The organism is Rhodopseudomonas sp. P2A-2r, from assembly GCF_026015985.1.
In the GTDB taxonomy this organism is placed as follows: Bacteria; Pseudomonadota; Alphaproteobacteria; order Rhizobiales; family Xanthobacteraceae; genus Tardiphaga.
Window position 1 is genome coordinate 3,589,576 of record NZ_CP110389.1, and the last position, 24,077, is coordinate 3,613,652.

Below are 24,077 nucleotides of genomic sequence, written 5' to 3' on the forward strand. Positions count from 1 at the left end.
CATTCCGGCGCCGGTGTAGCCGGCTCCGGCGGCAGCCGCAATCGGATTGAAATAACAGTGTGAATCCAGCGGGATGACGGTAGATTGGTGCGCCGCTGCGGACCGGTCGCCGCCCGACATCAAACCGTTGGGATAGCTGTGCAACCGGCGGGGGCGATGGTATGTAGGCCGCCACGGTCCCATAGCTCAACTGGATAGAGTAACGGATTTCTACTCCGTGGGTTGCAGGTTCGAGATCCTGCTGGGATCGCCACTCGGCGCGATAAGTCGAAACGCGGGGCGACGTCCGGGAGGATTGTTGCGCAGGCGATTACCGTTATGGCCTCGCTCCGGCCCACACCTCACGGTAAGCATGACAGTCGCGGACATATGCGGCTATAATTTCCGAGTCGCCGGTCTGTGCCGTCGCTCATGTGCTTGACGGTTTGCGGACCTCCTGTTCGGCGGCCTTCATCGAAAGCTGCATCGCATCTGCCGTCGTTCCGCGCAGGGTCTGCCGCGGCATGACGTCGGCCGTGCATGAAACGGGGCGCCGGCTCGTACCCGCGCCATGCGCCCGCCATTCGTAAAGTTGTATGGAGGCCTGAGGACGAGACATGTTGGTACAGCAGGGCGAAGAGCGCGGAAACGATGTCGACCGGCGGCTGGCCTGCACGCTGGCGGCGGTCGCCGGCGCGCTGAACACCGCGGCGTTCGAGGCGGTAGGGTTCTTCTCGGCGAACATGACCGGCAACGTGTCGATGCTCTCCGATCATATCGCGCTCGGCAATTTTCTCAGTGGCTGGTTCTTTCTCGCCATCGTGTTGACCTTCATCGCCGGCTCCGTGGTGTCCACGGTGCTGATCAATTTCGGCCGGCGGCGGGCGATCCACGGCATCTACGCCTACAGCATTCTCGCCGAGGCCATTCTTCTCGCCATCCTCGGCGTCATCGATCTCGGCCTGCCGCAGGTCCATCGCGGGCCGTCGCTGATCCTCGGGCTGAGTTTTCTGATGGGGTTGCAGAACGCCGTGGTGACGCGCATTTCCGGCGCCCGCGTTCGCACCACCCACGTCTCCGGCATGGCCACCGACATCGGCATAGAGATCGGCATGCTGATCGACGTGGCGCTGGGCCGGGAGCCCCGGGAAACCGCCGCGCCGTACTGGGCCAAGCTGCGGCTGCATGCCATGAGCATCCTGTCGTTCCTGGCGGGCGGCACCGTCGGCGTGCTGGTCTACAAGGCGATCGGCGGGGTGCTGCTGCTCGCCACGTCGCTTCTGTTGCTGGCCATTGCCGTCGCCGGCATCCGGCAGGCGCGGGGGCTGCGTCTGCGTCCCGTGCCACTGGCATAGGGCAGCGCCCGCCGGGGCAGCGAACAGCCGAACCAAATCCTGCGTCGGCGCGACACATGCACGGCGCAGCTTTGCGTTTCGACGGCGGCATCGCATGATGCGCCGTCAGGCGGGGCAGCGCCGGATTCGTCAGGCTGCTGTCGCGTGGCGTTGTTTGAAGAGCAGTTTTCGGCGGTCATGAGTCCGTCACCATTTTGCGCATGTCTGGGCGCGCCTCAGGCGGTCCACGCAGGGAGTCCATCATGATTGGTTTGGTTCGCGCCGTTACCTTTTGCGCCGCGCTGGCATTCGGCCTGGTGTCGGCAAGTGCGGCGGACAAGGCATTCAGGCGCGACGATCTGCAGGACTCCGCCATCAAGCTGGAGGCCCAGATCAAGAGCGAGGCCGGACCGGTCAGCAAGTCGGCCGCGACGCTGCGCAGCGACGCCGATGCCGCGTTCCGGCGCAGCGACTACCGCGCTGGGCTGACCACCCTCGGCCAGATCGTGGCCATCGCGCCGGAAGACAGCGCCAACTGGCTGCGGCTGGCCAAGACCATCTTCCAGATCCGTCCCGCGACATCGTCGGAAACCACCTTCCTGCTCGAGCGGGCCTCGACCGCCGCCTATATCGCCTATCAGCGCGCCGGCAATGCCGGCGAGGAGGCCGAGGCGCTGGCGGCGCTGGGCCGTGCCATGTCCGAACGCAAGCTGTGGCGCCCGGCGCTGGACACGCTGCGGCTGTCGCTGGAGCTGCGCGAGGTCGCCGACGTCCGCGGCCAGTACGAAAAACTACGCGACGACCACGGCTTCCGGCTGCTCGACTACACCGTCGACTCGGATTCCGCCTCGCCGCGCGCATGTTTCCAGTTCTCCGAGGATCTCGCCAAGCGGGTCGACTTCGCGCCGTTCCTGGCACTGGCCGGCAGCGACAAGCCGGCGCTGACCTCCGAGGAAAAACAGCTCTGCGTCGAGGGCCTCAAGCATGGCGAGCGCTACAACATCAACCTGCGCGCCGGCCTGCCGTCGACCGTGAAGGAGACGCTGCCGAAATCCGCCGAGTTCAATATCTATGTGCGTGATCGCAAGCCGTTCGTGCGCTTCACCGGCCGCGCCTATGTACTGCCGCGCACCGGCCAGCAGGGCATCCCGCTGGTGTCGGTCAATACCCAGGCGGTGTCGGTGCAGGTGTTCCGGATCGGCGACCGCAACCTGATCGGCACGGTCATCGACAGCGATTTCCAGAAGACGCTCAGCAAATACCAGCTCGACAGCTTAGGCTCCGAGCGCGGCGTGAAGGTGTGGTCGGGCGACCTGGTGACCGGTTCCACGCTGAACGCCGACGTGACCACGGCATTCCCGGTCGATCAGGCCATCGGCGAGCTGCAGCCGGGCGTCTATGTGATGACCGCCGTGGCCAAGGGGCCGGGCTCCGGCAAGGACGACGACGACGGCTCGCTGGCGACCCAGTGGTTCATCGTCTCCGACCTCGGCCTGACCGCGTTCTCCGGCAATGACGGCATCCACGTGTTCGTCAATTCACTGGCCTCGACCGATCCGGTGGGCAAGGCGGAGGTCCGGCTGCTGGCGCGCAACAACGAGATCCTCGCCACCAGGAAGGCCGACGACGCCGGCCATGTGCTGTTCGAGGCCGGGTTGGCCCGCGGCGAGGGCGGGCTTGCGCCGGCGCTGCTGACGGTCACCGGCGACAAGGGCGACTACGCCTTTCTCAGCCTGAAGACCGACGCCTTCGACCTCTCCGACCGCGGCGTCTCCGGCCGCGCGGTGCCGGCCGGCGCCGATGCCTTCGTCTATGCCGAACGCGGCGTCTATCGCTCCGGCGAGACCGTCTATCTCACCGCGCTGCTGCGCGACGGGCAGGGCAATGCCGTCACCGGCGGGCCGCTGACCATGGTGATCGAGCGGCCCGATGGCGTCGAGTTCCGCCGCGTCGTGCTGCAGGACCAGGGCGCCGGCGGCCGCAGCCTGACGCTGCCGCTGAATTCCGCGGTGCCGACCGGCACTTGGCGGGCCCGGGTGTTCACCGATCCGAAGGCCGCCGCCGTCGGCGAGACCACCTTCATGGTCGAGGATTACGTCCCGGACCGGATCGAATTCGATATATCTTCCAAGGACAAGCAGATCAAAGCGGAAGCTCCGGTAGAACTTAAGGTTGAAGGCCGGTTCCTGTACGGTGCCCCGGCCTCCGGTCTGCAGCTCGAAGGCGATCTGCTGGTCGCCCCGGCGGCCGCACGGCCGGGCTTTGCCGGCTATCAGTTCGGGGTCGCCGACGAGGAGACCACCAGCAACGAGCGTACGCCCATTGAAGATCTGCCCGAGGCCGACGCCAACGGTGTTGCCACGTTCCCGGTGAGTCTGCCAAAGCCGCCGTCCTCGACGCGGCCGCAGGAGGCGCAGATCTTCATCCGCGTGACCGAGACCGGCGGCCGCGCGGTCGAGCGCAAGCTGGTGCTGCCGGTGGCCCCTGCCACGGCGCTGATCGGCGTCAAGCCGCTGTTCGCCGACAAGAACGTCGCCGAGGGCGACAAGGCCGAGTTCGACGTGGTCTTCGTGTCGCCGGACGGCAAGCCGCTGGCCCGCAACGGCCTGCGCTACGAGCTGCTGAAAATGGAGTCCCGTTACCAATGGTACCGGCAGAACTCGTCCTGGGAATATGAGCCGGTCAAGTCCACCAAACGTGTCGCCGACGGCGATCTCACCATCGCCGCCGACAAGCCGGCACGCGTATCCCTGGCGCCGCAGCCCGGCCGCTATCGGCTGGACGTCAAGTCGACCGAGGCCGACGGCCCGCTGACCTCGGTGCAGTTCGATGTCGGCTGGTATTCCGACGGCAGCGCCGACACGCCGGACCTGCTGGAGACCTCCATCGACAAACCGGAATATGTCTCCGGCGACACCATGACCGTGTCGGTGAACTCCCGCTCGGCGGGACGCCTGACCGTCAACGTGCTGGGCGACCGGCTACTGACGACGCAGACCGTGCAGGTCAAGGAAGGCGCGTCGCAGGTCAAGATCCCCGTCGGCAAGGACTGGGGAACCGGCGCCTATGTGGTGGCGACGCTGCGCCGGCCACTCGATACCGCGGCCAAGCGCATGCCCGGCCGCGCCATCGGCGTGAAGTGGTTCGGCATCGACAAGAAGGCGCGCACCCTCGACGTGGCGCTGTCGCCGCCGGCGCTGATCCGGCCGAGCACGACGCTGAAGCTGCCGGTCAAGCTGGGCGGGCTCAATCCCGGCGAGGACGCCAAGATCGTGGTGGCCGCCGTCGATGTCGGCATTCTCAACCTCACCAATTACAAGCCGCCGGCGCCGGACGACTACTATCTTGGCCAGCGCCGCATGACCTCGGAGATCCGCGACATCTACGGGCAGCTGATCGACGGCATGCAGGGTACCCGCGGCCAGCTCAGGACCGGCGGCGACTCCGCCGGCGCCGAATTGCAGGGCTCGCCGCCCACGCAAAAGCCGCTGGCGCTGTATTCGGGAATCGTCACCGTGGCCGCCGACGGCACCGCCGAGATCGTGTTCGAGATCCCGGAATTCGCCGGCACCGCCCGCGTGATGGCGGTGGCCTGGACCGCCACAAAACTCGGCCGCGCCACCACTGACGTAATCGTCAGGGATCCCGTGGTGCTGACCGCGACGCTGCCGCGCTTTCTGCTGTCCGGCGACAAGGGCACCATGAGCATGGACCTCGACAATGTCGAAGGCGCGCCGGGCGATTACACCATCAACGTCAAGACCACCGGCCCGCTGAAGGTCACCGGCAATCCCGCCACCACCGTCAGGCTGGCGGCCGAGCAGCGCAGCTCCATGGCGCTGGCGCTGGATGCCAATGGCGGCGCCGGCACCGCGCAGCTCGATGTCGATATCAAGGGACCGAATGGCATCACTTTGGCGCGGCACTACATGCTCGACGTCAAGGCCGCGACCCAGATCCTAGCGCGGCGTTCGATCCGCACCCTAGCCAAGGGCGAGAGCCTGACGCTGACCTCGGATATGTTCTCCGACCTGGTGCCGGGCACCGGCGGCGTGTCGCTGTCGGCGTCGTTCTCCACCGCGCTCGACGCCGCCACCATCCTGAAGGCGCTCGACCGCTATCCCTATGGCTGCTCGGAACAGATCACCAGCCGGGCGATGCCGCTGCTTTATGTCAACGATCTCGCCGCCGGCGCGTATCTGGCGATGGACACCGGCATCGACCAGCGCATCAAGGACTCCATCGACCGGCTGCTGGCAAGGCAGGGCTCCAACGGCTCGTTCGGCCTGTGGTCGGCCGGCGGCGACGATTCCTGGCTCGACGCCTATGTCACGGACTTCCTGACCCGCGCCCGCGAAAAGGGTTTTAAGGTGCCGGACGTGCTGTTCCGCAGCGCACTCGACCGGATCAGGAACTCGGTGGTCAACGCCGAGGAGCCGGAGAAGGACGGCGGCCGTGATCTCGCTTACGGCCTCTATGTGCTGGCCAAGAACGGCACCGCGCCGATCGGCGACCTGCGCTATCTCGCCGACACCAAGCTGGACAAGCTGGCGACTCTGATCGCCAAGTCCCAGCTCGCCGCCGCGCTGGCGCTGGTCGGCGACCGCGCCCGAGCCGAGCGGGTCTATGCCGCAGCGGTCGACAGCCTCGCGCCAAAGCCGGTGATCCAGTTCGGCCGCGTCGACTACGGTTCGGCGCTGCGCGATGCCGCGGCATTGGTGTCACTGGCCAGTGAAGGCAACGCACCCAAGGCGACGCTGACCCAGGCGGTGCAGCGCGTCGAGGCCGCCCGTGGTCTCACGCCCTACACCTCGACCCAGGAGAACGCCTGGCTGGTTCTGGCATCGCGGGCGCTGGCCAAGGAGGCCAACACGCTGTCGCTGGACGTCAACGGCGCCCCCATCAAGACGGCTCTGTACCGCAGCTACAAGGCGGCGGAGATGGCGGGCCAGCCGATCAAGATCACCAATACCGGCGACGTGCCGGTGCAGGCGGTGATCTCAGTCACCGGCGCGCCGGTCACGCCGGAGCCGGCGGCATCCAACGGCTTCAAGATCGAGCGCAGCTATTTTACGCTCGACGGCAAGCCTGCCGATGTGACCAAGGCGAAGCAGAACGACCGCTTTGCCGTGGTGCTGAAGATCACCGAAGCCAAGCCGGAATACGGCCACATCATGGTGGCCGACTATCTGCCGGCTGGCCTGGAGATCGACAATCCGCATCTGGTATCGTCCGGCGACACCGGCACGCTGGACTGGATCGAGGACGGCGAGGAGCCCGAACATACCGAGTTCCGCGACGACCGTTTCACCGCAGCCATCGACCGCAAGAGCGATGACAAGGCGGTGTTCACGGTGGCCTACGTGGTGCGCGCGGTATCGCCGGGCAAGTATGTGCTGCCGCAGGCCTACGTCGAGGACATGTACAATCCCTCGCGCTACGGCCGCACCGGCACCGGCTCTGTCGAAGTGACGAAGGCGAAATGAGCGAAGTGCCAGCCACGACTCTGGTGTCATCCCCGGGCTTGACCCGGGGATCCACGCCTTCTGGTGACGATGACGATGTCGTGGATGGCCGGGTCAAGCCCGGCCATGACTTGGGGAAAGCGTGGCGCATTGCTCGACGCTCATTCGTTGTGGTCGCTACTGTCTTCGTCCTCAGTGGCGCAGCGATAGCCGCCTGGGTCTACTCCCTCGGCCCGCTGCCGCTGGAACAAGCAAAGCAGGTCTCCACCACCGTGGTCGACCGCAACGGAAAACTGCTGCGCGCCTATGCCATGGCCGACGGTCGGTGGCGGTTGCCGGTGGTCGCACAAACGTCCGTCGATCCCGGCTATCTCAACCTGCTGCTGGCCTATGAGGACAAGCGCTTCCGCGCGCATGCGGGCGTCGACCCGCTGGCGCTGGGACGCGCGGCGTTTCAGTTATTCACCCGCGGCCGCATCGTTTCCGGCGGCTCCACCATCACCATGCAGCTGGCGCGGTTGCTCGAACCGCGGCAGCAGCGCTCGGTCGGCGCCAAGATCCGCCAGGCGGTGCGCGCTCTGCAGCTCGAGCGGCGCTTGAGCAAGGACGAGATCCTTGACCTGTATCTCGAACTGGCGCCGTTCGGCGGCAACCTCGAAGGCATCCGCGCCGCGTCGCTGGCCTATTTCGGCAAGGAGCCGAAACGCCTGACGCTGGCTGAATCGGCGCTGCTGGTGGCGCTACCGCAGTCGCCGGAGACGCGAAGGCTGGATCGCCATCCCGGCACTGCACGGCTGGCGCGCGACCGCGTGCTCGACCGCATGGTCCATGAAGGCAAGGTCTCGCTTGATGACGCAGCGCAGGCGAAAGCCGTGCCGGTGCCGCGGCTGCGCAAGCCGATGCCGATCCTGGCGCCGCATTCCGCCGATCAGGCGACGTCGCTGGTCAAGGACACGCCGCAGATCCGGCTGACGCTGGACGCCGGCATCCAGAAGACACTTGAATCTTTGGCCCGCGACCGCGCCGCGGCGCTGGGGCCCAATCTGTCGATCGGGATCATCGCCGTCGACAACGAGAGCGGCGACGTGCTCGCGCATGTCGGCTCGCCCGATTACTTCGACGACCGCAGGGCCGGACAGGTGGACATGACCCGCGCGGTGCGCTCGCCCGGTTCGACGCTGAAGCCGTTCATCTACGGCCTCGCCTTCGAGGACGGCTTCGTTCACCCGGACAGTCTGATCGACGACCGCCCGATCCGCTACGGCTCCTATGCGCCGGAGAACTTCGACATGACGTTCCAGGGCACGGTGCCGGTGCGCAAGGCGCTGCAATTGTCGCTCAACGTACCGGCCATCGCGCTGCTCGACCGCGTCGGCGCCTCCCGGCTGTCATCTCGGCTGAAGCAAGCCGGCGCCCGGCTGGTGCTGCCGAAGGACGAGGCGCCGGGCCTCGCCATGGGCTTGGGCGGCGTCGGCGTGACGTTGCAGGATCTGGCGCAGCTCTATGCCGGCATGGCGCGCCAGGGCAGTGCGCGACCGCTGCGCGAGATCATGCAGGCCAATGGCGGCGACGACCGCGAGACGCTGCGATTGATGGATCCGGTGGCCGCCTGGCAGGTCGGCACCGTGCTGCTGGGTACGCCGCCGCCGGACAATGCCGCCCATAACCGGATCGCCTTCAAGACCGGCACCAGCTACGGCTATCGCGATGCTTGGTCGGTGGGCTTTGACGGGCGGATGACCATCGGCGTCTGGGTCGGGCGCCCCGATGGCGCGCCGGTCCCCGGACTGGTCGGCCGTACTGCGGCGGCACCGATCCTGTTCGATGCCTTCGCGCGCACCGGCAAGCTGCCGGCCCCCTTGCCCAGGGCGCCAAAGGGGACCCTGGTGAGCAGCAACGCCAAATTGCCGCTGCCGCTGCGGCGGTTTCGGCCGCTGGGCGAGTTGATCCAGACCGGCACCGAGCAGGCCCTGCACATCCAGTTTCCGCTGAACGGCTCGCGGATCGACGCTGCCGGTATCGCCGAAGGCACGTTTTCGGCGCTGCCGGTCAAGGTCGCCGGCGGGGTACTGCCCTGACGATGCTGGTCAACGGCGTGGCGGTGGGTGAGATCGACGGACGGCGGCAGCGGCTGGTCGACCCGCCGGGGCCCGGCTTCGTCCGGCTGACCGTTCAGGACGCTGCGGGCGCCGCGGACACAGTTGTGGTCAGAATTCAATAAGCGCAAGCTAACTGGTTGTCCGGCCGACTGTTTCAGCGTATGCGACAGCGATGGCCGAGACCTATGCAAGACCCCGATTTGGAGCACCGCGCGAGCCGAAAACCCGGGTCAATCCGGGCAGCGGACTGGTGCGGGTACTGGACTATGTGTCCTCCGGCCATGCCCGGGCGGTCGCGTTTCTGGCGATCTGCGGCCTGCTGTTCTTTTTGCCCGGTTTCTTCAATATTCCCCCATCGACCGCGACGAGGCCCGCTTCGCGCAGGCCACCAAGCAGATGGTCGAGACCGGCGATTTCGTCGATATCCGGTTCCAGGACGAGGTGCGCTACAAGAAGCCGGTCGGTATCTACTGGCTGCAGTCCGCCGTGGTCGAGACGGCCACCAAGCTCGGCCTCCCGCGCGCCGACGTCCGCATCTGGCTGTACCGCGTTCCGTCGCTCATCGGCGCCATCGGCGCCGTGCTTCTGACCTACTGGACCGCGCTGGCCTTCGTCACGCAACGCGGTGCCGTGCTGGCCGGGCTGGTCATGTGCAGTTCGGTGCTGCTGGGCGTCGAGGCGCGGCTGGCCAAGACCGATGCCATGCTGCTGCTGACCGTGGTTGCCGTGATGGGCGCGCTGGCGCGGGTCTATCTGCCCTGGCAGCGCGGCGAGGAGCCCGCGCGCAAGTCATGGAGCGAGCCGGCGATCTTCTGGACTGCTCTGGCGGTGGGGATCCTGATCAAGGGGCCGCTGATTCTGATGTTCGTCGGCCTGACCGTCGTGACCCTGGCGATCCTCGACCGCTCCGCCGCATGGCTGTGGCGGCTACGGATCGGCTGGGGCGTGGTGTGGCTGCTGCTGCTGGTGCTGCCGTGGTTCATCGCCATTTACCTGAAGTCCGGCGAGGCGTTCTTTTCGAATTCGCTCGGCGGCGACATGCTGAGCAAGCTGGCGGCGCAGGAATCCCACGGCGCTCCGCCCGGCGCCTATTTCCTGCTGTTCTGGGTGACGTTCTGGCCCGGCGCGCCGCTGGCCGGTATGGCCGCGCCGGCGATCTGGCGCGCGCGACGCGAGCCCGGCGCGCAGTACCTGCTGGCCTGGCTGATACCCTCGTGGATCGTGTTCGAAGTGGTGATGACGAAGCTGCCGCATTATGTGCTGCCGCTGTACCCGGCGATCGCCATCCTGATCGTTGGCGCGCTGGAGCGCCGCGTGCTGTCGCGGTCGTGGCTGGCCAAGGGCGCGGCGTGGTGGTTCACGATTCCGGTCCTGACGGCGGTGTTCGTGCTGATCGGCGCCATCATGGTGGTTCGCCATCCAGTGTTCCTGGCCTGGCCGTTCGCCGGCGCCGCTTTGTGCTTCGGGCTGCTGGCGTGGTGGATGTATGACGACAACCATGCCGAGCGCTCTTTGCTCAATGCGGTGGTCGCCGCACTGTTCATGAGCGCGTCGTTCTACGGCATCGTGATGCCGGCGATGAAGCCGCTGTTCCCCAGCCAGGAAATCGCGCGGGCGCTGCGCAACGTGGTCTGCGTGGGACCGCGGGCCGCCGCGGCCGGCTATCATGAGCCCAGCCTGGTCTTCATGAACGGGACATCGACGCTTCTGACCGACGGCTCCGGCGCGGCGGATTTCCTCGGCCAGGGCAGCTGCCGGTTCGCGCTGGTGGAAGCGCGCTCGGAACGCGGCTTCGCGCAGCGCGCCGAGGCGATCGGGCTGCGCTACAATATGGCGACCCGTATCGAAGGCTACAATTTCTCCCAGGGCAGGGCGATCTCGATTGCCATTTTCCGGTCCGAGGGCACCGAATAGGATGTCGACCGGCCCAGCATTGACGCCTGCGAACGGTTATTTCACGACGCTCTTCGCCTTCGTAGGGTCGTCGCTTGCGCGACTGGTGCGTGCGCCGTCGCATTCGCGTCGGGCAGAGGCCGGCAGGCGCTGGGCCCGCCGCTCGCTGGCGCTGACTGCCTTGGTCGCCGTGGCCATTGTCATGCTGATGGTCGGACTGGACGCGATCGAGATCGGCCTGATGCCGCCGCGGGGCACCGCAAGCCTTTGGCCGGTCCGCATTCTGACCGACTTCGGCAAATCGACTTATCTTCTATGGGCGCTCGCGGCGCTGCTCGTTCTGGTGGCCATGCTCGCACCGCGGCTTCGCGGGCATGGGCGGGCGGTGCTCATCGCCTGCGGGACCCGCCTCGCATTCGTGTTTTTCGCCGTACTGCTGCCGGTCCTGGCCGGCGAGGTCATCAAGGGGATCGTCGGCCGTGGCCGGCCGTTCGTCGGCGGCGTTGCCAATCCCTTCAACTACTCGCTGTTTGCCTGGAGCGAGAGCTATGCCAGTCTTCCGTCCGGCCACGCCATCGCAAGCGCGGCACTGGCATTTGCGGTCTCTGCTGTGTGGCCTCGGGCGCGGCCGGTGATGATCGTTTATGTCATCGCCATCTGCGTCAGCCGTCTGGTGCTGCTGGCACACCATCCGAGCGACGTGGTCGCCGGTGCCCTGGTCGGCGTGGTTGGCGCGATGTTCGTTCGCTACTGGTTCGCTGCCCGCCATCTGGCCTTCACCATTCGCGCCGACGGCACCATCGATCCGCTCGCCGGCCCCTCGCCAGAGCACCTCAAAGGGTTGCCCGCGGGGCATTCGCCCCATAAGAAGCGGACGCTGCAGGCTGAGCCCGCGGCCCGGGTTCCCGTTGGACCGCCTCAAACCTTGAGCCTCGATTTGTCGTTTTCCGAGACTTCCACCGTTGATGTTTCGATCGTTGTGCCGGTGCGCAACGAGGCGGACAACGTCGCGCCTCTGATCGCCGAGATCACCGCCGCGCTGGATGGCCGCTGGCCCTACGAGATCATCTACATCAACGACGGCTCCACAGACGCGACCCCGCAGCGCCTCGCCGATCTGATGAAGCAGCGTCCGAATCTCCGCCGCCTCGATCACGCAAAATCCTCGGGTCAGTCGGCGGCGGTGCGGAGCAGGGTGCGCGCCGCACGCGGTGTCGTGGTCGCGACCCTCGACGGCGACGGCCAGAATAATCCGGCCTTCCTGCCCGACCTGATCGCTGCCGTAGTGAATGGCAACGGTCGTGTCGGCCTTGCCGCCGGGCAGCGCGTCGGCCGCAAGGATACAGGCTTCAAGAAGATGCAGTCGCGTATCGCCAATGCGGTGCGTAACGCGATCCTGAAAGATGGCACGCGCGATACCGGATGCGGCCTGAAGTGCTTTCGCCGAGATGTATTTCTGTCGCTGCCGTATTTCGACGGGCTGCATCGCTTCCTCCCGGCGCTGGTGCGCCGCGAAGGTTTTGATATCGCCTATGTCGATGTCACCGACCGCCCGCGCCATTCGGGCGTCTCCAACTACGGCTTCTTCGACCGGCTGTGGATCGGCATCATGGATCTGGCCGGCGTCTGGTGGCTGATCCGCCGCAAGCGCGCGACGCCGGTCGCAACCGAGTTCAAATAATGCTCATTCACTATGGCCAGACGCTGGGCGACTATCTTTACGACGTGTTCGTCGCCAAGTTCGATTTCTGGCTCGCCTTCGGTTTGGTTGCGCAGCTCTTGTTCACCGCGCGCTTTCTGGTGCAGTGGATTTCCAGCGAGCGCGCCGGACAGAGCGTCGTGCCGATGGCATTCTGGTTCTTCTCGATGGCCGGCGGATTGATGACCCTGGTCTATGGCATCGCCAAGCGCGAGCCGGTGATCATCCTCGGTCAGGCCTTTGCCACGGTGATCTACGTTCGCAACATCATGCTGATCATCAAGAACCACGCCAGCGGATCGAAGACGCTGGACAACTGAGCAAGCCGCCGGGCTGGCTGCTTCTCACGGTTGAGCTACGCTGCTCCACCATTGCTGCACAACTTCAGGACTCGTCAGCTGCGTCGTCGCGGCGGCGTCGAGCTGCATCTTGCGATACTGGCTGGCGGTGACACCGAAGCGGGCACGAAAACTGCGGCTGAAGTGGGCTTCGCTGTTGAACCCCAGATCGGCCGACAGGCGCGACAGGCGTCGCGTCTCGAGCGGGTCGCTGAGGGCAGCCTGTACAGCGAGCAACCGCCGTTCCTGGACGTAACGCATGATTCCGCCACGGCTCGCAAAAAACCGGTAGAGCGAGGCACGCGACACATCGAGCTTCAAAGCCAGCCAGTCCGGCGACAGTTCGGGCAGGGCGAGATTGTCGCGGATGGCCGCCTCCGTCAGCGCCAGCACGTTCTCGTCGGTATCGCGCTGTTCGACGAAGGAGTCGTCGGGGGCCGGGGCGAGCAGACGTTTGAGAAACGCGACCGTATCCGCCACTGTCGCTTCGATGTCGCTGTCGTTCAACTGAGCGCTGCGTTCCAGTAGCGACTGCATATGCGCCGCCAGCAGGTCATTCCTGAATGTGTCCAGTCGCGGCTTGAGATCGTCCAGCGCAAGATCGCCAAGCAGCTTGCGCGGAACGATGAGCGTGACCGTGCTGGACGCGAATGCCCGCGTGTCCACGGGATGAGCCAAGTCGATCAGGGCTACCTTGCCCGGTCCGATCGTGGTTTTCTGTCCGGTCACATGGCCGTTGAACCCGCCGCTGACGTAGAGGTGCAGCAGCAAATGATCCGGCGTGGCACGAATGCGCTGCTCGTCCCGCACGAAGTCCTGCGCGTTGAACGCCACCTTGGCGATAATGATGTCGCCGATAATGACGCCGTAGGCTGACCCTGTGGGGGTCTTTTTGGTCGGCCCGCAGGCGCGAGGCTCGAACAGCGGCGATATCACCGCGCTCCAGGTCTCGAAAGCATTCGGCGTATCGAGACCCGTTGTCACATAATAGAGCCGGGGAAGATTTGACGTGGCTGACCGGGGTTCGCTGCCCGAAGCTGCGACGCCAGGCTTCGGCACGACGGGGGACAATTCGGACAAATTCACACAAGTTCCCCATCTAGACGCACTCGCGGCAAATTTGGACGACATGGCCGGCGCGGTCATCCTGACGTCGACCGAGCCCCGAGAGCGCGCGCAGCGGCTCTATAGCCTAGGGTAGCATCAGAGTTAAGCGCAATCGGCCCGGTCTTCCGCTTGCCGTGCTCGCACCAACGCTAAGGCGACGCGGAGGCTCGTCGTCATCCGCCGGTTCCGTATGTCGCATCAAAGCAACGCTGACATGTCTCCTCACCACCATGAGACGGGGGATCAAGGGAAAAGCCGGACCCTCGTCCGAGCCGTGCTGATGGCTCTGTCCAACCAAATCCGAGCCGTATTAGAACGGCAACGAGCCGACAACATTTGGACACAATGGCGCCGCCGCGGCGCCGACGGCCGGGGAGCGATGCGGGCCTTTGGCCGCAGCTTCCGGGACCCAGCTGGCAGGGGAGTTCGTGGTGGGCAGGATTGGTTTGCGCGGTTTTTCCGCACTTTGTCTGGGATCCACGATCCTGAGTGCAGTCTGTGGTCAGACGGTCCTGCATGCGGCTGAGGCCCACCACCACAAATCGTCTCGCACCGCTCAATCTTCAAAACCGAAGGCAATGGCACCGCTGCCGGCGGATTTTCGCCGTGAACTGTCGGCCGCGTTGAAGCTGGGCGAACTGGGGCTGATTGCCCAGGTTTACGACAGCACCTACCGACGCCCGGAATTGCGCAATGCGGTGATCGAGCATGTGCGCGAATTGGCACCGGGCCTGACGCGCAACATGACCACGGCTGCCGATCTCGGCGTGCTCACCTCCGGTCAGCCGATGACGCTCGCGCCGAATGCCGCGCAGGTGATGGCGACGCGCACGGCAAGCGCTTCGGGACTCGGGCAATCGGCCTATCAGAACGTCGCGCAGGCGGTGAACAACTCGCCGAACCTGCCTTCTCCCATGCCGAGCGCCTATGAGCAGACGTGGAATCTGCAGTTGATCGGCGCGCAGGCGGCCTACAATCGAGGCTTCACGGGCAACGGCGTGACGGTCGCAGTCGGCGATAGCGGCTTCGACACGACGAATGCCGCGCTTGTCAACAAGCTGAATATTTCACGCGGCCGTAACTTCCTTGTCCAGAACGGCGGGACCTACGATCCGGCGCAGCTCACGCTGCAGACAATCGTCGATCCGGAAAAACCTAATGCTAAAGATGTCCACGGTTCCCACGTTGCAGGCATCGTCGCTGCGCAAAAATTCGATAATGTGGATATGCACGGCGTGGCCTATGACGCCACGGTCATTCCGATCCGCACGATCGTCGCGAACAAGGCTCCCTACGGCTATGCGCCGGGAATTGACGGCAATGCCGCGCCGCTCGACTATTTCGCGTCGTTGCAGGGAGTCATGGTCTACAATGCGAGTTACGGTCCCAGCGTACTCGATGGCACGCCACCGCAGACCGTGTGGGCGAATACCCTGCCGAGCAGTCAGGCCGAAATTCAGGCGATCTTGAACGTGTTGCAAGCCGGCAAGATCATTGTCGCGGCCACCGGCAACGAGCGCGACGACCACCCTCTCGCGGGACGTAATCCCAGCGGCATGGCGCTATATCCCTATATCCAGCCGGCCCATGCCAATGCCGGTGTCTATGACGATCAGGGGGCCGGAGCCGATGCCGATTTCTCAAACTTTCAGCACCAGAATGGTTTGATTATCGGCGTGATGTCCGTGAGAAGCGACAAGAAGGCGGCCTATTACTCGAATTACTGCGGCGTGACGGCGAGCTGGTGCGTTGCCGCTCCCGGAGGCGACGTGAATAACAATCTCGGCGTTTTCTCGACGGTGCCTGACAACACGTATGCAGCGCTGCAGGGCACCTCGATGGCGGCGCCCACGGTGTCCGGCGCCATCGCCGTCCTGATCCAGGCCAATCCGACTTATAATGCGCAGGATCTGGCGCATCTGTTGTTTGCGACCACCGAGGATCTCGGCGCACCCGGCGTCGATGCGATGTTCGGCTATGGCCTGATCCGGCTCGACCGCGCGACAGAAGGCCCGACCACGCTGGCCGCCAACACCAATGTCCCGGTCGCGGCCAACACCACCACCTATTGGAGCCAGTTGCTGAACACGCAAGGTGACTTCACCAAGTCGGGTGACGGCATCCTGTCGATCTCCGGCCGCACCAATGCGGGCGGAAATGTCTTTGCCGCTTTGGGCACGCTGGCCGTGGACGGCACGCTCACCATGTCGGGCGGCAACGGTCTCAGCGTAGCGCAACCGGCGACGCTGGCCGGCTTCGGCACTATCAACGGTAACACCACCATCGCCGGCACGCTGTCGCCGGGCAAGATGGCGAATATCACCGATCTCCTCGCCAGCGGCGCGGTTGCGCCGGGTACGGTGCTGTCCGGCAATTCGGTGGGCTCGCTGACCTTCAATGGCAACGTCACCCTGACCTCGACCGCCAATACCCGGATCGACATCGACGGCACGGCGAATGTGCCGGGCGGACCGGGGACCTATGACCGGATCTACGTCACCGGCGCCGGCAATGTGTTCTGGGCCGCCGGCACGGTGACGCCGGTGCTGCGCGGTAGCGTCGGCACGGTGAGCAACTACACCCCGTCCATCGGCACCGAATTCGCCTTCGTGCAGGCGCAGAACGGCGCCCGCACCGCAGGCAGCTTCTCGACACTGGCTCAGCCAACGTCAGGTTTGCCGGCCAACGGCCGCTTCGACCTTATATACAAGGACAGCGCGATCACGCTGGTCGTGATGCCCGCCAGTTTCGCCGGCCTTGGGTCCGGGGCGTCAAGCTCGGTCGCAGGCATTCTTGACAGGGAGCGCGCGCCTTCTGGCGCCATGCCGAGCGCAGCCGAGAAAGCGCTGTTCGATGCGCTCTACAATCTCGATAGCGAGGCGAAAATCGACAAGGCACTGTCCCAGCTTGGCGGCCCCGGCCAGCCGGCGGTGTCGAGCGCGCCGCTGCAGGCCTTCTCAGGCTTTCTCGGTGCGATCGGCGATCGTCAGGATGCACTCGGGCTTGGCGCCGAGCAGGGCCAGAACGGGACATCACAATCCTTCGCGCTGTCCTATGCCGGCCGCAACGTCATGAGCGCCGAAACTGCCTCGGCGATGAATGCCTTTGCCAGCGTTGGAGCCGCGGAACGGGTCGAGACCGGCTGGAGCGTGTGGGGGCAGGGCTTCGGCCGCAGCAGCCGGGTCGGCGACTCCGGCGAATTGTCCGGCTCGAAGGCCGTCAGCGGCGGCTTCACCGTCGGCGCGGATCGCCGCTTTGCCAACAATCTGATCGCCGGCGGCGCCTTCGGCTATGCGCGCACCACGGCGACCAGCACCGACATCAGCGGCACCTCCGACACCTACGCTGGTGCCGCCTATGCCAGCTGGACTCCCGGTGCGGCCGTCGTCGACTTCCGCGTCGCGGTCGGCCCGAGCCAGATTTCCACCACCCGCCAGATGATTCTGACGAGCACGGCCCTCCAGGGCAGCACCAATGGCATCGGCGTGGGCACTTCGCTGGAGGCCGGGTATCGCTTTGCGGTGGCGCCAAACGTGGTGCTGAAACCGTACGCCGGCATCAACTGGCAGGGCTTTCGCCGCGACGCCTACAGCGAAAGCCAGCTCCCGTTCGGTCTGGTCTATGCCACGCAGACCTATGACAAGCTGACCACCACAGCCGGAGTCGCCCTCAGCGCGCGGATCAGCACGCTGGAAGGTGCCACCCTGATGCCCGAGCTGAAGGTCGGCTGGGGTCACGATCTGCGCGACACCACCCTGGTCAGCACGGCGGCCTTGCTCGACGAAGCGTTCCTGGTCGACGCCGCGCATCCCGGCCGGGATGCCGCCTTGGTCGGCCTCAAGATGTCCGGCTGGCGCAGCGAAAACTTCCGGCTGTTCGCAGCCTATAACGGTGAATTCCGCAGCAACGCCGAAAGTCACCAGTTGTCGGCCGGCGCCCGGTTCGCGTGGTAACCGGTTCGGCGAACGGCGGCCGCTATCGCGAGGCGCGCGCTGTCGGGTTCGACAGCGCCAGTGCGTTAGCAGCACTTCCGCATCATGCTGCGGCTCGCGCCGCTAGCGTGCCGCGTTGAAGGCATCGAATCCACGCGCGAGATCGGCCTTGAGGTCGTCGACGTTTTCCAGGCCGATATGCAGCCGCAGGGCAGGGCCGCCCGGCGCCCAGGTGGTGGCGGTGCGATAGCTGGCGCAATCGAACGGGATCACGAGGCTTTCGAAACCGCCCCAGGAATAGCCCATGCCGAACAGTTGTACGGTGTCGAGGAAGGCGTCGACCGCCTTCTGGGGGGCATCGCGCAGCACGATGCTGAACAGGCCGGAGGCGCCGGTGAAGTCGCGCTTCCAGATCGCATGGCCGGGATGGCTCTCGAGGCCGGGATGCAGAACCTGGGTCACCTCCGGTCGTGCCGCCAGCCAGTGCGCCATCTCCAGTGCCGACCGCTGATGATGCGCCAATCGAACCGATAGCGTACGTACGCCGCGTAGCGCCAGGAACACGTCGTCCGGCCCAGCGCAGACGCCGAGCAGCTTGATGCCGTCGCTGATCTGCGGCCACGCTTCGGCGTTGGCAGAGATGGTGCCGAACATGATGTCCGAATGGCCGCCGATATACTTTGTCGCGGCCTGGATGCTGACGTCGACGCCCTGGTCGAGCGAGCGGTGATACAACGGCGTCGCCCAGGTGTTGTCGTCAATCACCAGCGCGCCGCGCGCGTGAGCGACGGCGGCGATGGCCGGCACGTCCGGCATTTCGAAGGACTGCGAGCCGGGCGCTTCGACCATGACGGCACGGGTGTTGGGCTTGAACAGGGCCGCGATGCCGGCGCCGATCAGCGGATCGAAATAGGTGGTTTCGACGCCATAGCGCGCCAGCATGCCGTTGCAGAAGTTGCGCGTCGGCCGATAGGCGTTGTCGCACACCAGCAGATGATCGCCGGCTTTCAGCACGGCCAGCAGGGCTGTCGAGATCGCCGCCAGGCCCGAGGGTGCGAGACCGACGCCGGCGCAGGCCGGTCCCTCCAGGGCCATCAGTGCTTCTTGCAGCGCCTTGGTGGTGGGCGTGCCGTGGCGGCCGTACTGATACTCGCCGCGATGCGCGTGCAGGTCAGCTGCGGTCGGATAGAGGACGGTCGAGCCGCGGACGACCGGCGGATTGACGAAGCCCTTTTGGGCTTCGGTGTCGCGGCCGGCGGTGACCAGCAGGGTCTCCGCGCCAAGGTCGATCGAGTTTCGCCTGTCGTCTGAATGAGTCATGCGTTCGCCACGGATCCCGAGTCATTTTGCCGCAGCCGGTGCGCAGGGCCGCCGTATGGCGGGAAGGCTGGGGTTCCTAATAACAGGACCCGGAAGATCATCGTCAACCCCTTGACCGCCCTTGCCGGCCGTTCTGTGATAGAAATCAATGGCCTGGTCACCGCAAGCTGAACCGCGCGCCGTCCATTTCGGTCCATTGCCTGTTCATAAGGCAGCCCTTGCCCGCTCCGATATCTGACGGGGGCTTTGCGAAACCGGGGCGGATGGCTAGGTTGCCCCGGTGGTGCATGAGACAGCCCGCAGGTTCTTGAAAGGCTTTGCCATGAAACGCGTATCCCTCGTCGTCGCGCTCGCGCTTGCCGCCGGTCTCTCAGGGCAGGCAGACGCGCAGACCCTCAAGACCGTCAAGGATCGCGGCGTGCTGTCGTGCGGCGTGAGTTCCGGGCTGCCGGGCTTCTCCGCGCCGGACGACAAGGGCAACTGGGCCGGACTGGACGTCGACGTGTGCCGCGCCATAGCCGCCGCAGTGTTCAACGATCCGACCAAGGTCAAGTTTGTGCCGCTGTCGGCCAAGGATCGCTTCACCGCATTGCAGTCCGGCGAGATCGACGTGTTGTCGCGCAACACCACCTGGACCGTCTCGCGCGACACCTCGCTGGGCGTGAACTTCACCGGCGTCACCTATTACGATGGCCAGGGGTTCCTTGTCCGCAAGTCGCTCAAGGTCAATTCCGCGCTCGAGCTCAACAGCGCGTCAGTCTGCGTGCAGACCGGTACCACTACCGAACAGAACCTTGCCGACTACTTCAAGGGCAACAACATGAAGTATGAGGTGATCGCGTTCGGCACCGCCGATGAAACCGTGAAAGCCTATGAAGCCGGCCGTTGCGACGTGTTCACCTCCGACGTTTCCGGACTGTATGCCGAACGCCTCAAGCTCGCCGTTCCCGCCGATCACGCCGTGCTGCCCGAGGTGATCTCCAAGGAACCGCTCGGCCCGCTGGTACGCCATGGCGACGACCAGTGGTTCGATATCGTAAAATGGACGCTGTTCGCGATGATCAATGCCGAGGAACTCGGTGTCACCCAGAAGAACGTCGACGACATGGCCAAGTCCGACAAGCCCGAGCTGAAGCGGGTGTTCGGCACCGATGGCAATCTCGGCGAACAGCTCGGCCTCACCAAGGACTGGGTCTCCCGCATCGTCAAGGCGACCGGCAACTACGGCGAATCCTTCGATCGCAACGTCGGCGCCGGTTCCAAGCTCGGCATCGCCCGCGGCTTGAACGCGCTCTGGAACAAGGGCGGCATCCAGTACGCGCCGCCGATCCGTTGACCTGACCGCGCGACCGATCGCACCGATGGCGATCGAACCCCGGGAACCGCCATCGCAATGGGCCGCCAGGATGCGGCGTGCACTCGGCGGCCAGGCCGGCTGGGGCGGCTTTGCCCTGCAGATCGTGTTCGTCGCCTTGCTGGCCTGGATCGGCTACGAGATTATCGACAATGCGCGCAGCAATCTGCAGAACCAGCGCATCGCCTCGGGCTTCGGCTTCCTGGTCAATACCGCGGGCTTCGGCGTCAGCCAGTCGCTGATTCCCTACACCGAAGCAGACACCTACACGCGGGTGTTCTTCGTCGGTCTGGTCAACACCCTCGTCGTCTCGATCATCGGCATCTTCTTCGCCACCATCATCGGCTTCGTCGTCGGCCTCGGCCGGCTGTCGCCCAACTGGCTGCTGTCGCGCATTGCCGGCGGCTATGTGGAACTGGTGCGTAACCTGCCGCTGCTGTTCCAGATCCTGTTCTGGTATCTCGCGGTGTTGGGGACGCTGCCCAACCCGCGACAAAGCATCTCGCTGTTCGGCAGCTTCTTTCTCAGCAACCGCGGATTCGTGATCCCGAAGCCGGTTGGCGCCGCCGGCTTCGATGCGTTCGCCATAGCCCTCGTCATTGCGATCATTGGTGCGCTGGTGCTGCGCCGCGTCGCGCTCAAGCTCCTGTTCGACACCGGGCGGCTGATCCGGATCTGGCCCTACGTTGTCGGCCTGCTGGTCGGATTGCCTGTCATCGCAGTGCTCATTTTCGGCAAGCCTCTGACTTTTGAAATCCCCGAGCTGAAGGGTTTCAATTTCTCCGGCGGCTCCCGCGTCATCCCGGAATTCGTCGCGCTGGTGCTGGCGCTGTCGACCTATACGGCGGCCTTCATCGCCGAGATCGTGCGCGCCGGCGTGCAGTCGGTTCACAAGGGACAGATGGAGGCGGGGGCTTCGCTGGGGCTGAGCCGTGGCAATACCTTGCGGCTGATCGTGGTGCCGCAGGCCTTGCGCGTCATCCTGCCGCCGCTCACCAACCAGTATCTCAACCTCACCAAGAACTCGTCGCTGGCCGTGGCGATCGGCTATCCCGATCTGTTCTCGGTGTTCGCCGGCACCACGCTGAGCCAGACCGGACAGGCGATCGAGATCATCGCCATTACCATGGGCGTCTACCTGCTGATCTCGCTGGTCACATCGGCCATCATGAGCCTCTACGGCTGGCGCATCGGGCGGAGCATGGGCGCATGAGCGAGCCCGATCGCGCCTTCATCTCCCGCGAGCTCATTCCGGAGCGCGCCGCACCGATCAAAACAACAGGCTTCGTCGGTTTCGTCCGAACGCGACTGATGAATTCGCCGACCAACATCCTGCTGACCGCAGCCAGCCTGCTGCTGCTGTGGTTCACGGTCATTCCGGCCGTCAGGTTCCTGATCGTCGATGCGGTGTGGCAGGGGACGGACCGCAACGCCTGTCTGGCCGAAAACGCCGGCCATCCGGTCGGCGCATGCTGGCCGTTCGTGCAAGCCAAATTCACGCAGTTTATCTACGGCTTTTATCCGCAGGCGGAACGCTGGCGGGTCAATCTGACCTTCGCGCTGGCGGCGCTGCTGCTGCTGCCGCTGCTGATCCCGCGCCTGCCGGCCAAGGGCCTCAATTCCGTCCTGTTGTTCGCTGCGTTTCCTGTCGTTGCCTTCTTCCTGCTGCATGGCGGCGGCTTGCGCGGCTTCGGCCTCAGCTGGGCCGAGGGCGCGCTGGCCGGCCTTGCCAACAACCTGGTGGATGGCGGCCGCAGCCTGGCGGCAGCGACGAATCTGCCGGTGCTCTCGCAGATACTCGCCGCACTCGGCAGCCTGATCGAACTGATCGGCTACGTCGTGGCCATCGTGCTGTGGCCGCTGACGTGGCTGAGAAATCTGATACAGACGTCCGGACAGCCGGTATGGGCCGACTTCGCGGCGACGGCGCTGATCGTCTCCGGGGCGTTGTTCCTGCTCGGCGGCGGCCTGCGCAGCGGCCGGCGCATCCTGATCGTCAGCCTGGCCAGCTTCGCCGGGATCGGCGCGGTCATCGCAGTGATGGGCCTTGATCGTGGCGGACTGCCCGTCGTCGACACGCGACTGTGGGGAGGGCTTCTGGTTACCTTGGTGGTATCCGTCACCGGTATCGTCGCCTCGATGCCCGTCGGCATTGCGCTGGCATTGGGGCGGCGCTCGAGCATCCCGCTGATCCGGCTGTTTTGCATCGCCTTCATCGAGTTCTGGCGCGGTGTGCCACTGATCACCGTGCTGTTCTTCGCCACCTATATGCTGCCGCTGTTCCTGCCGGGCAATTTCACGGTGGATGGGCTGGTGCGCGTGCTGATCGGCATCGCGCTGTTCGCCGGCGCCTATAATGCCGAGGTCATCCGCGGCGGTCTGCAGGCGATCCCGCGCGGCCAATCGGAAGCCGCCAGCGCGCTCGGCCTCTCCTGGTGGAAGACCACGGCGCTGGTGGTGATGCCGCAAGCGCTGCGACACGTCATCCCCGGCCTGGTCAACAGCTTCATCGCATTGTTCAAGGACACGTCGCTGGTCTCGATCGTCGCGCTGTTCGATCTGTTGGGATCGCTGCGCGCGTCGTTCGCCGACCCGGTCTGGTCGACGCCGTCGACGCTGTTCACAGGCTTTGCCTTTGCGGGCATCCTGTATTTCGTGTTCTGCTTTGCAATGTCGCGCTATTCCCTGTTCGTCGAGCATCGCCTCAATGCTCACCGGCGCAGCTGAGATCAACGACTATGACAACGCAACCGATCGTCACCATCGCCGGCCTCAACAAATGGTTCGGGGATTTTCATGTGCTGCGCGACATCTCGATGGGTGTCGGGCGCGGCGAACGCATCGTGGTCTGCGGCCCGTCGGGCTCCGGCAAGTCCACGCTGATCCGCTGCATCAACGCGCTGGAGGAGTTCCAGGAGGGCCGCATCAATGTCGACGGCATCGAGCTTGGGCCAAACCTGCGCCGGGTCGACGACGTCCGCCGCGAGGTCGGCATGGTGTTCCAGAGCTTCAACCTGTTCCCGCACCTCACCGTGCTGGAGAACTGCACGCTGGCGCCGATCTGGGTGCGCAACATGCCGAAGAAGGACGCGGAGGCGGCGGCCATGAAATATCTCGAACGTGTGCGGATTCCCGACAAGGCCAACAGGTATCCCGGTCAGATCTCCGGCGGCCAGCAGCAGCGCGTCGCGATCGCGCGCGCGCTGACCATGAATCCCAAGGTGATGCTGTTCGATGAGCCTACCTCGGCGCTCGATCCGGAGATGGTCAAGGAAGTGCTCGACACCATGGTCGATCTCGCCAATGAGGGCATGACCATGCTGGTGGTGACCCACGAGATGGGCTTCGCCCGGGAAGTCGCCAACCGCGTCATCTTCATGGACGCCGGCCAGATCATCGAGGCCAACACGCCGGCGGAGTTCTTCGCCCATCCGCAGCACGCGCGGACCAAGTTGTTTCTCGGGCAGATTTTGCGCTGACGCTCGTCGTGCGCTTTGCGCCGGCACGAGCTTTGTCGCCGTCATCCTGAGGTGCTCGCCCGACAGGGCGAGCCTCGA

General features: G+C 65.3%; 11 protein-coding genes, 1 tRNA gene and 3 pseudogenes. 13 read left to right on the forward strand and 2 right to left on the reverse strand.

All coding sequences use genetic code 11. The features are described 5' to 3' along the window. The first annotated feature begins 175 nt into the window (after positions 1-175). From ONR75_RS17340 to ONR75_RS17375, 8 genes and pseudogenes are all read left to right on the forward strand, one after another. Positions 176-253 (forward strand) — tRNA-Arg (locus ONR75_RS17340). Between the two features lie 343 nt (positions 254-596). Next, positions 597-1,334 carry a YoaK family protein gene (locus tag ONR75_RS17345; RefSeq protein WP_265078371.1) on the forward strand — a complete coding sequence of 246 codons (738 nt, stop codon included), beginning with the start codon at positions 597-599 and terminating at the stop codon, positions 1,332-1,334. A 242-nt stretch (positions 1,335-1,576) separates the two neighbouring features. After that, positions 1,577-6,799 (forward strand): alpha-2-macroglobulin family protein, encoded by a 5,223-nt coding sequence (locus tag ONR75_RS17350; RefSeq protein WP_265078372.1) that lies wholly within the window; start codon positions 1,577-1,579, stop codon positions 6,797-6,799. An 80-nt stretch (positions 6,800-6,879) separates the two neighbouring features. Continuing rightward, positions 6,880-8,999: pseudogene (pbpC, locus tag ONR75_RS17355) on the forward strand (penicillin-binding protein 1C). A gap of 50 nt (positions 9,000-9,049) precedes the next feature. Next, a pseudogene (locus ONR75_RS17360) lies at positions 9,050-10,791 on the forward strand (ArnT family glycosyltransferase). Position 10,792: 1 nt separating this feature from the next. Further along, a pseudogene (locus ONR75_RS32840) lies at positions 10,793-11,637 on the forward strand (phosphatase PAP2 family protein). A 70-nt stretch (positions 11,638-11,707) separates the two neighbouring features. After that, positions 11,708-12,451 carry a glycosyltransferase family 2 protein gene (locus ONR75_RS17370; protein WP_413776522.1) on the forward strand — a complete coding sequence of 248 codons (744 nt, stop codon included), beginning with the start codon at positions 11,708-11,710 and terminating at the stop codon, positions 12,449-12,451. Beyond that, positions 12,451-12,789, forward strand: a complete 339-nt coding sequence (locus tag ONR75_RS17375; protein WP_265078373.1) for a lipid-A-disaccharide synthase N-terminal domain-containing protein — start codon at positions 12,451-12,453, stop codon at positions 12,787-12,789. Before ONR75_RS17370 ends, ONR75_RS17375 begins: the two co-directional genes overlap by 1 nt. Before the next feature lie 24 nt (positions 12,790-12,813). Here the strand turns inward: ONR75_RS17375 and ONR75_RS17380 are convergent, their stop codons facing one another. After that, the gene (locus tag ONR75_RS17380) at positions 12,814-13,791 is read right to left on the reverse strand and encodes a helix-turn-helix domain-containing protein (protein WP_413776523.1); all 978 of its coding nucleotides are present in this window, start codon (positions 13,789-13,791) and stop codon (positions 12,814-12,816) included. A gap of 701 nt (positions 13,792-14,492) precedes the next feature. On the opposite strand from ONR75_RS17380, the gene ONR75_RS17385 reads away from it, so the two are divergent. Then, a complete protein-coding gene (locus ONR75_RS17385) occupies positions 14,493-17,867 on the forward strand; it encodes an autotransporter domain-containing protein (protein ID WP_265078374.1) in 3,375 nt (1,124 codons plus the stop codon). A gap of 102 nt (positions 17,868-17,969) precedes the next feature. Here the strand turns inward: ONR75_RS17385 and metC are convergent, their stop codons facing one another. Beyond that, positions 17,970-19,166 carry a cystathionine beta-lyase gene (gene metC, locus ONR75_RS17390; RefSeq protein ID WP_265078375.1) on the reverse strand — a complete coding sequence of 399 codons (1,197 nt, stop codon included), beginning with the start codon at positions 19,164-19,166 and terminating at the stop codon, positions 17,970-17,972. Between the two features lie 322 nt (positions 19,167-19,488). Between metC and ONR75_RS17395 the strand changes: the two genes are divergently transcribed. The 4 genes from ONR75_RS17395 to ONR75_RS17410 are packed head-to-tail and all read left to right on the forward strand — an operon-like array spanning position 19,489 to position 23,999. Next, a complete protein-coding gene (locus ONR75_RS17395; protein WP_265078376.1) occupies positions 19,489-20,502 on the forward strand; it encodes an amino acid ABC transporter substrate-binding protein in 1,014 nt (337 codons plus the stop codon). A gap of 25 nt (positions 20,503-20,527) precedes the next feature. Then, the gene (locus ONR75_RS17400; RefSeq protein ID WP_265078377.1) at positions 20,528-21,733 is read left to right on the forward strand and encodes an amino acid ABC transporter permease; all 1,206 of its coding nucleotides are present in this window, start codon (positions 20,528-20,530) and stop codon (positions 21,731-21,733) included. Next, positions 21,730-23,247, forward strand: a complete 1,518-nt coding sequence (locus ONR75_RS17405; protein ID WP_265078378.1) for an amino acid ABC transporter permease — start codon at positions 21,730-21,732, stop codon at positions 23,245-23,247. Before ONR75_RS17400 ends, ONR75_RS17405 begins: the two co-directional genes overlap by 4 nt. Before the next feature lie 11 nt (positions 23,248-23,258). Then, entirely contained in the window at positions 23,259-23,999 is a 741-nt protein-coding gene (locus tag ONR75_RS17410) for an amino acid ABC transporter ATP-binding protein (RefSeq protein WP_320109625.1), read from the forward strand. Positions 24,000-24,077: the final 78 nt, after the last annotated feature.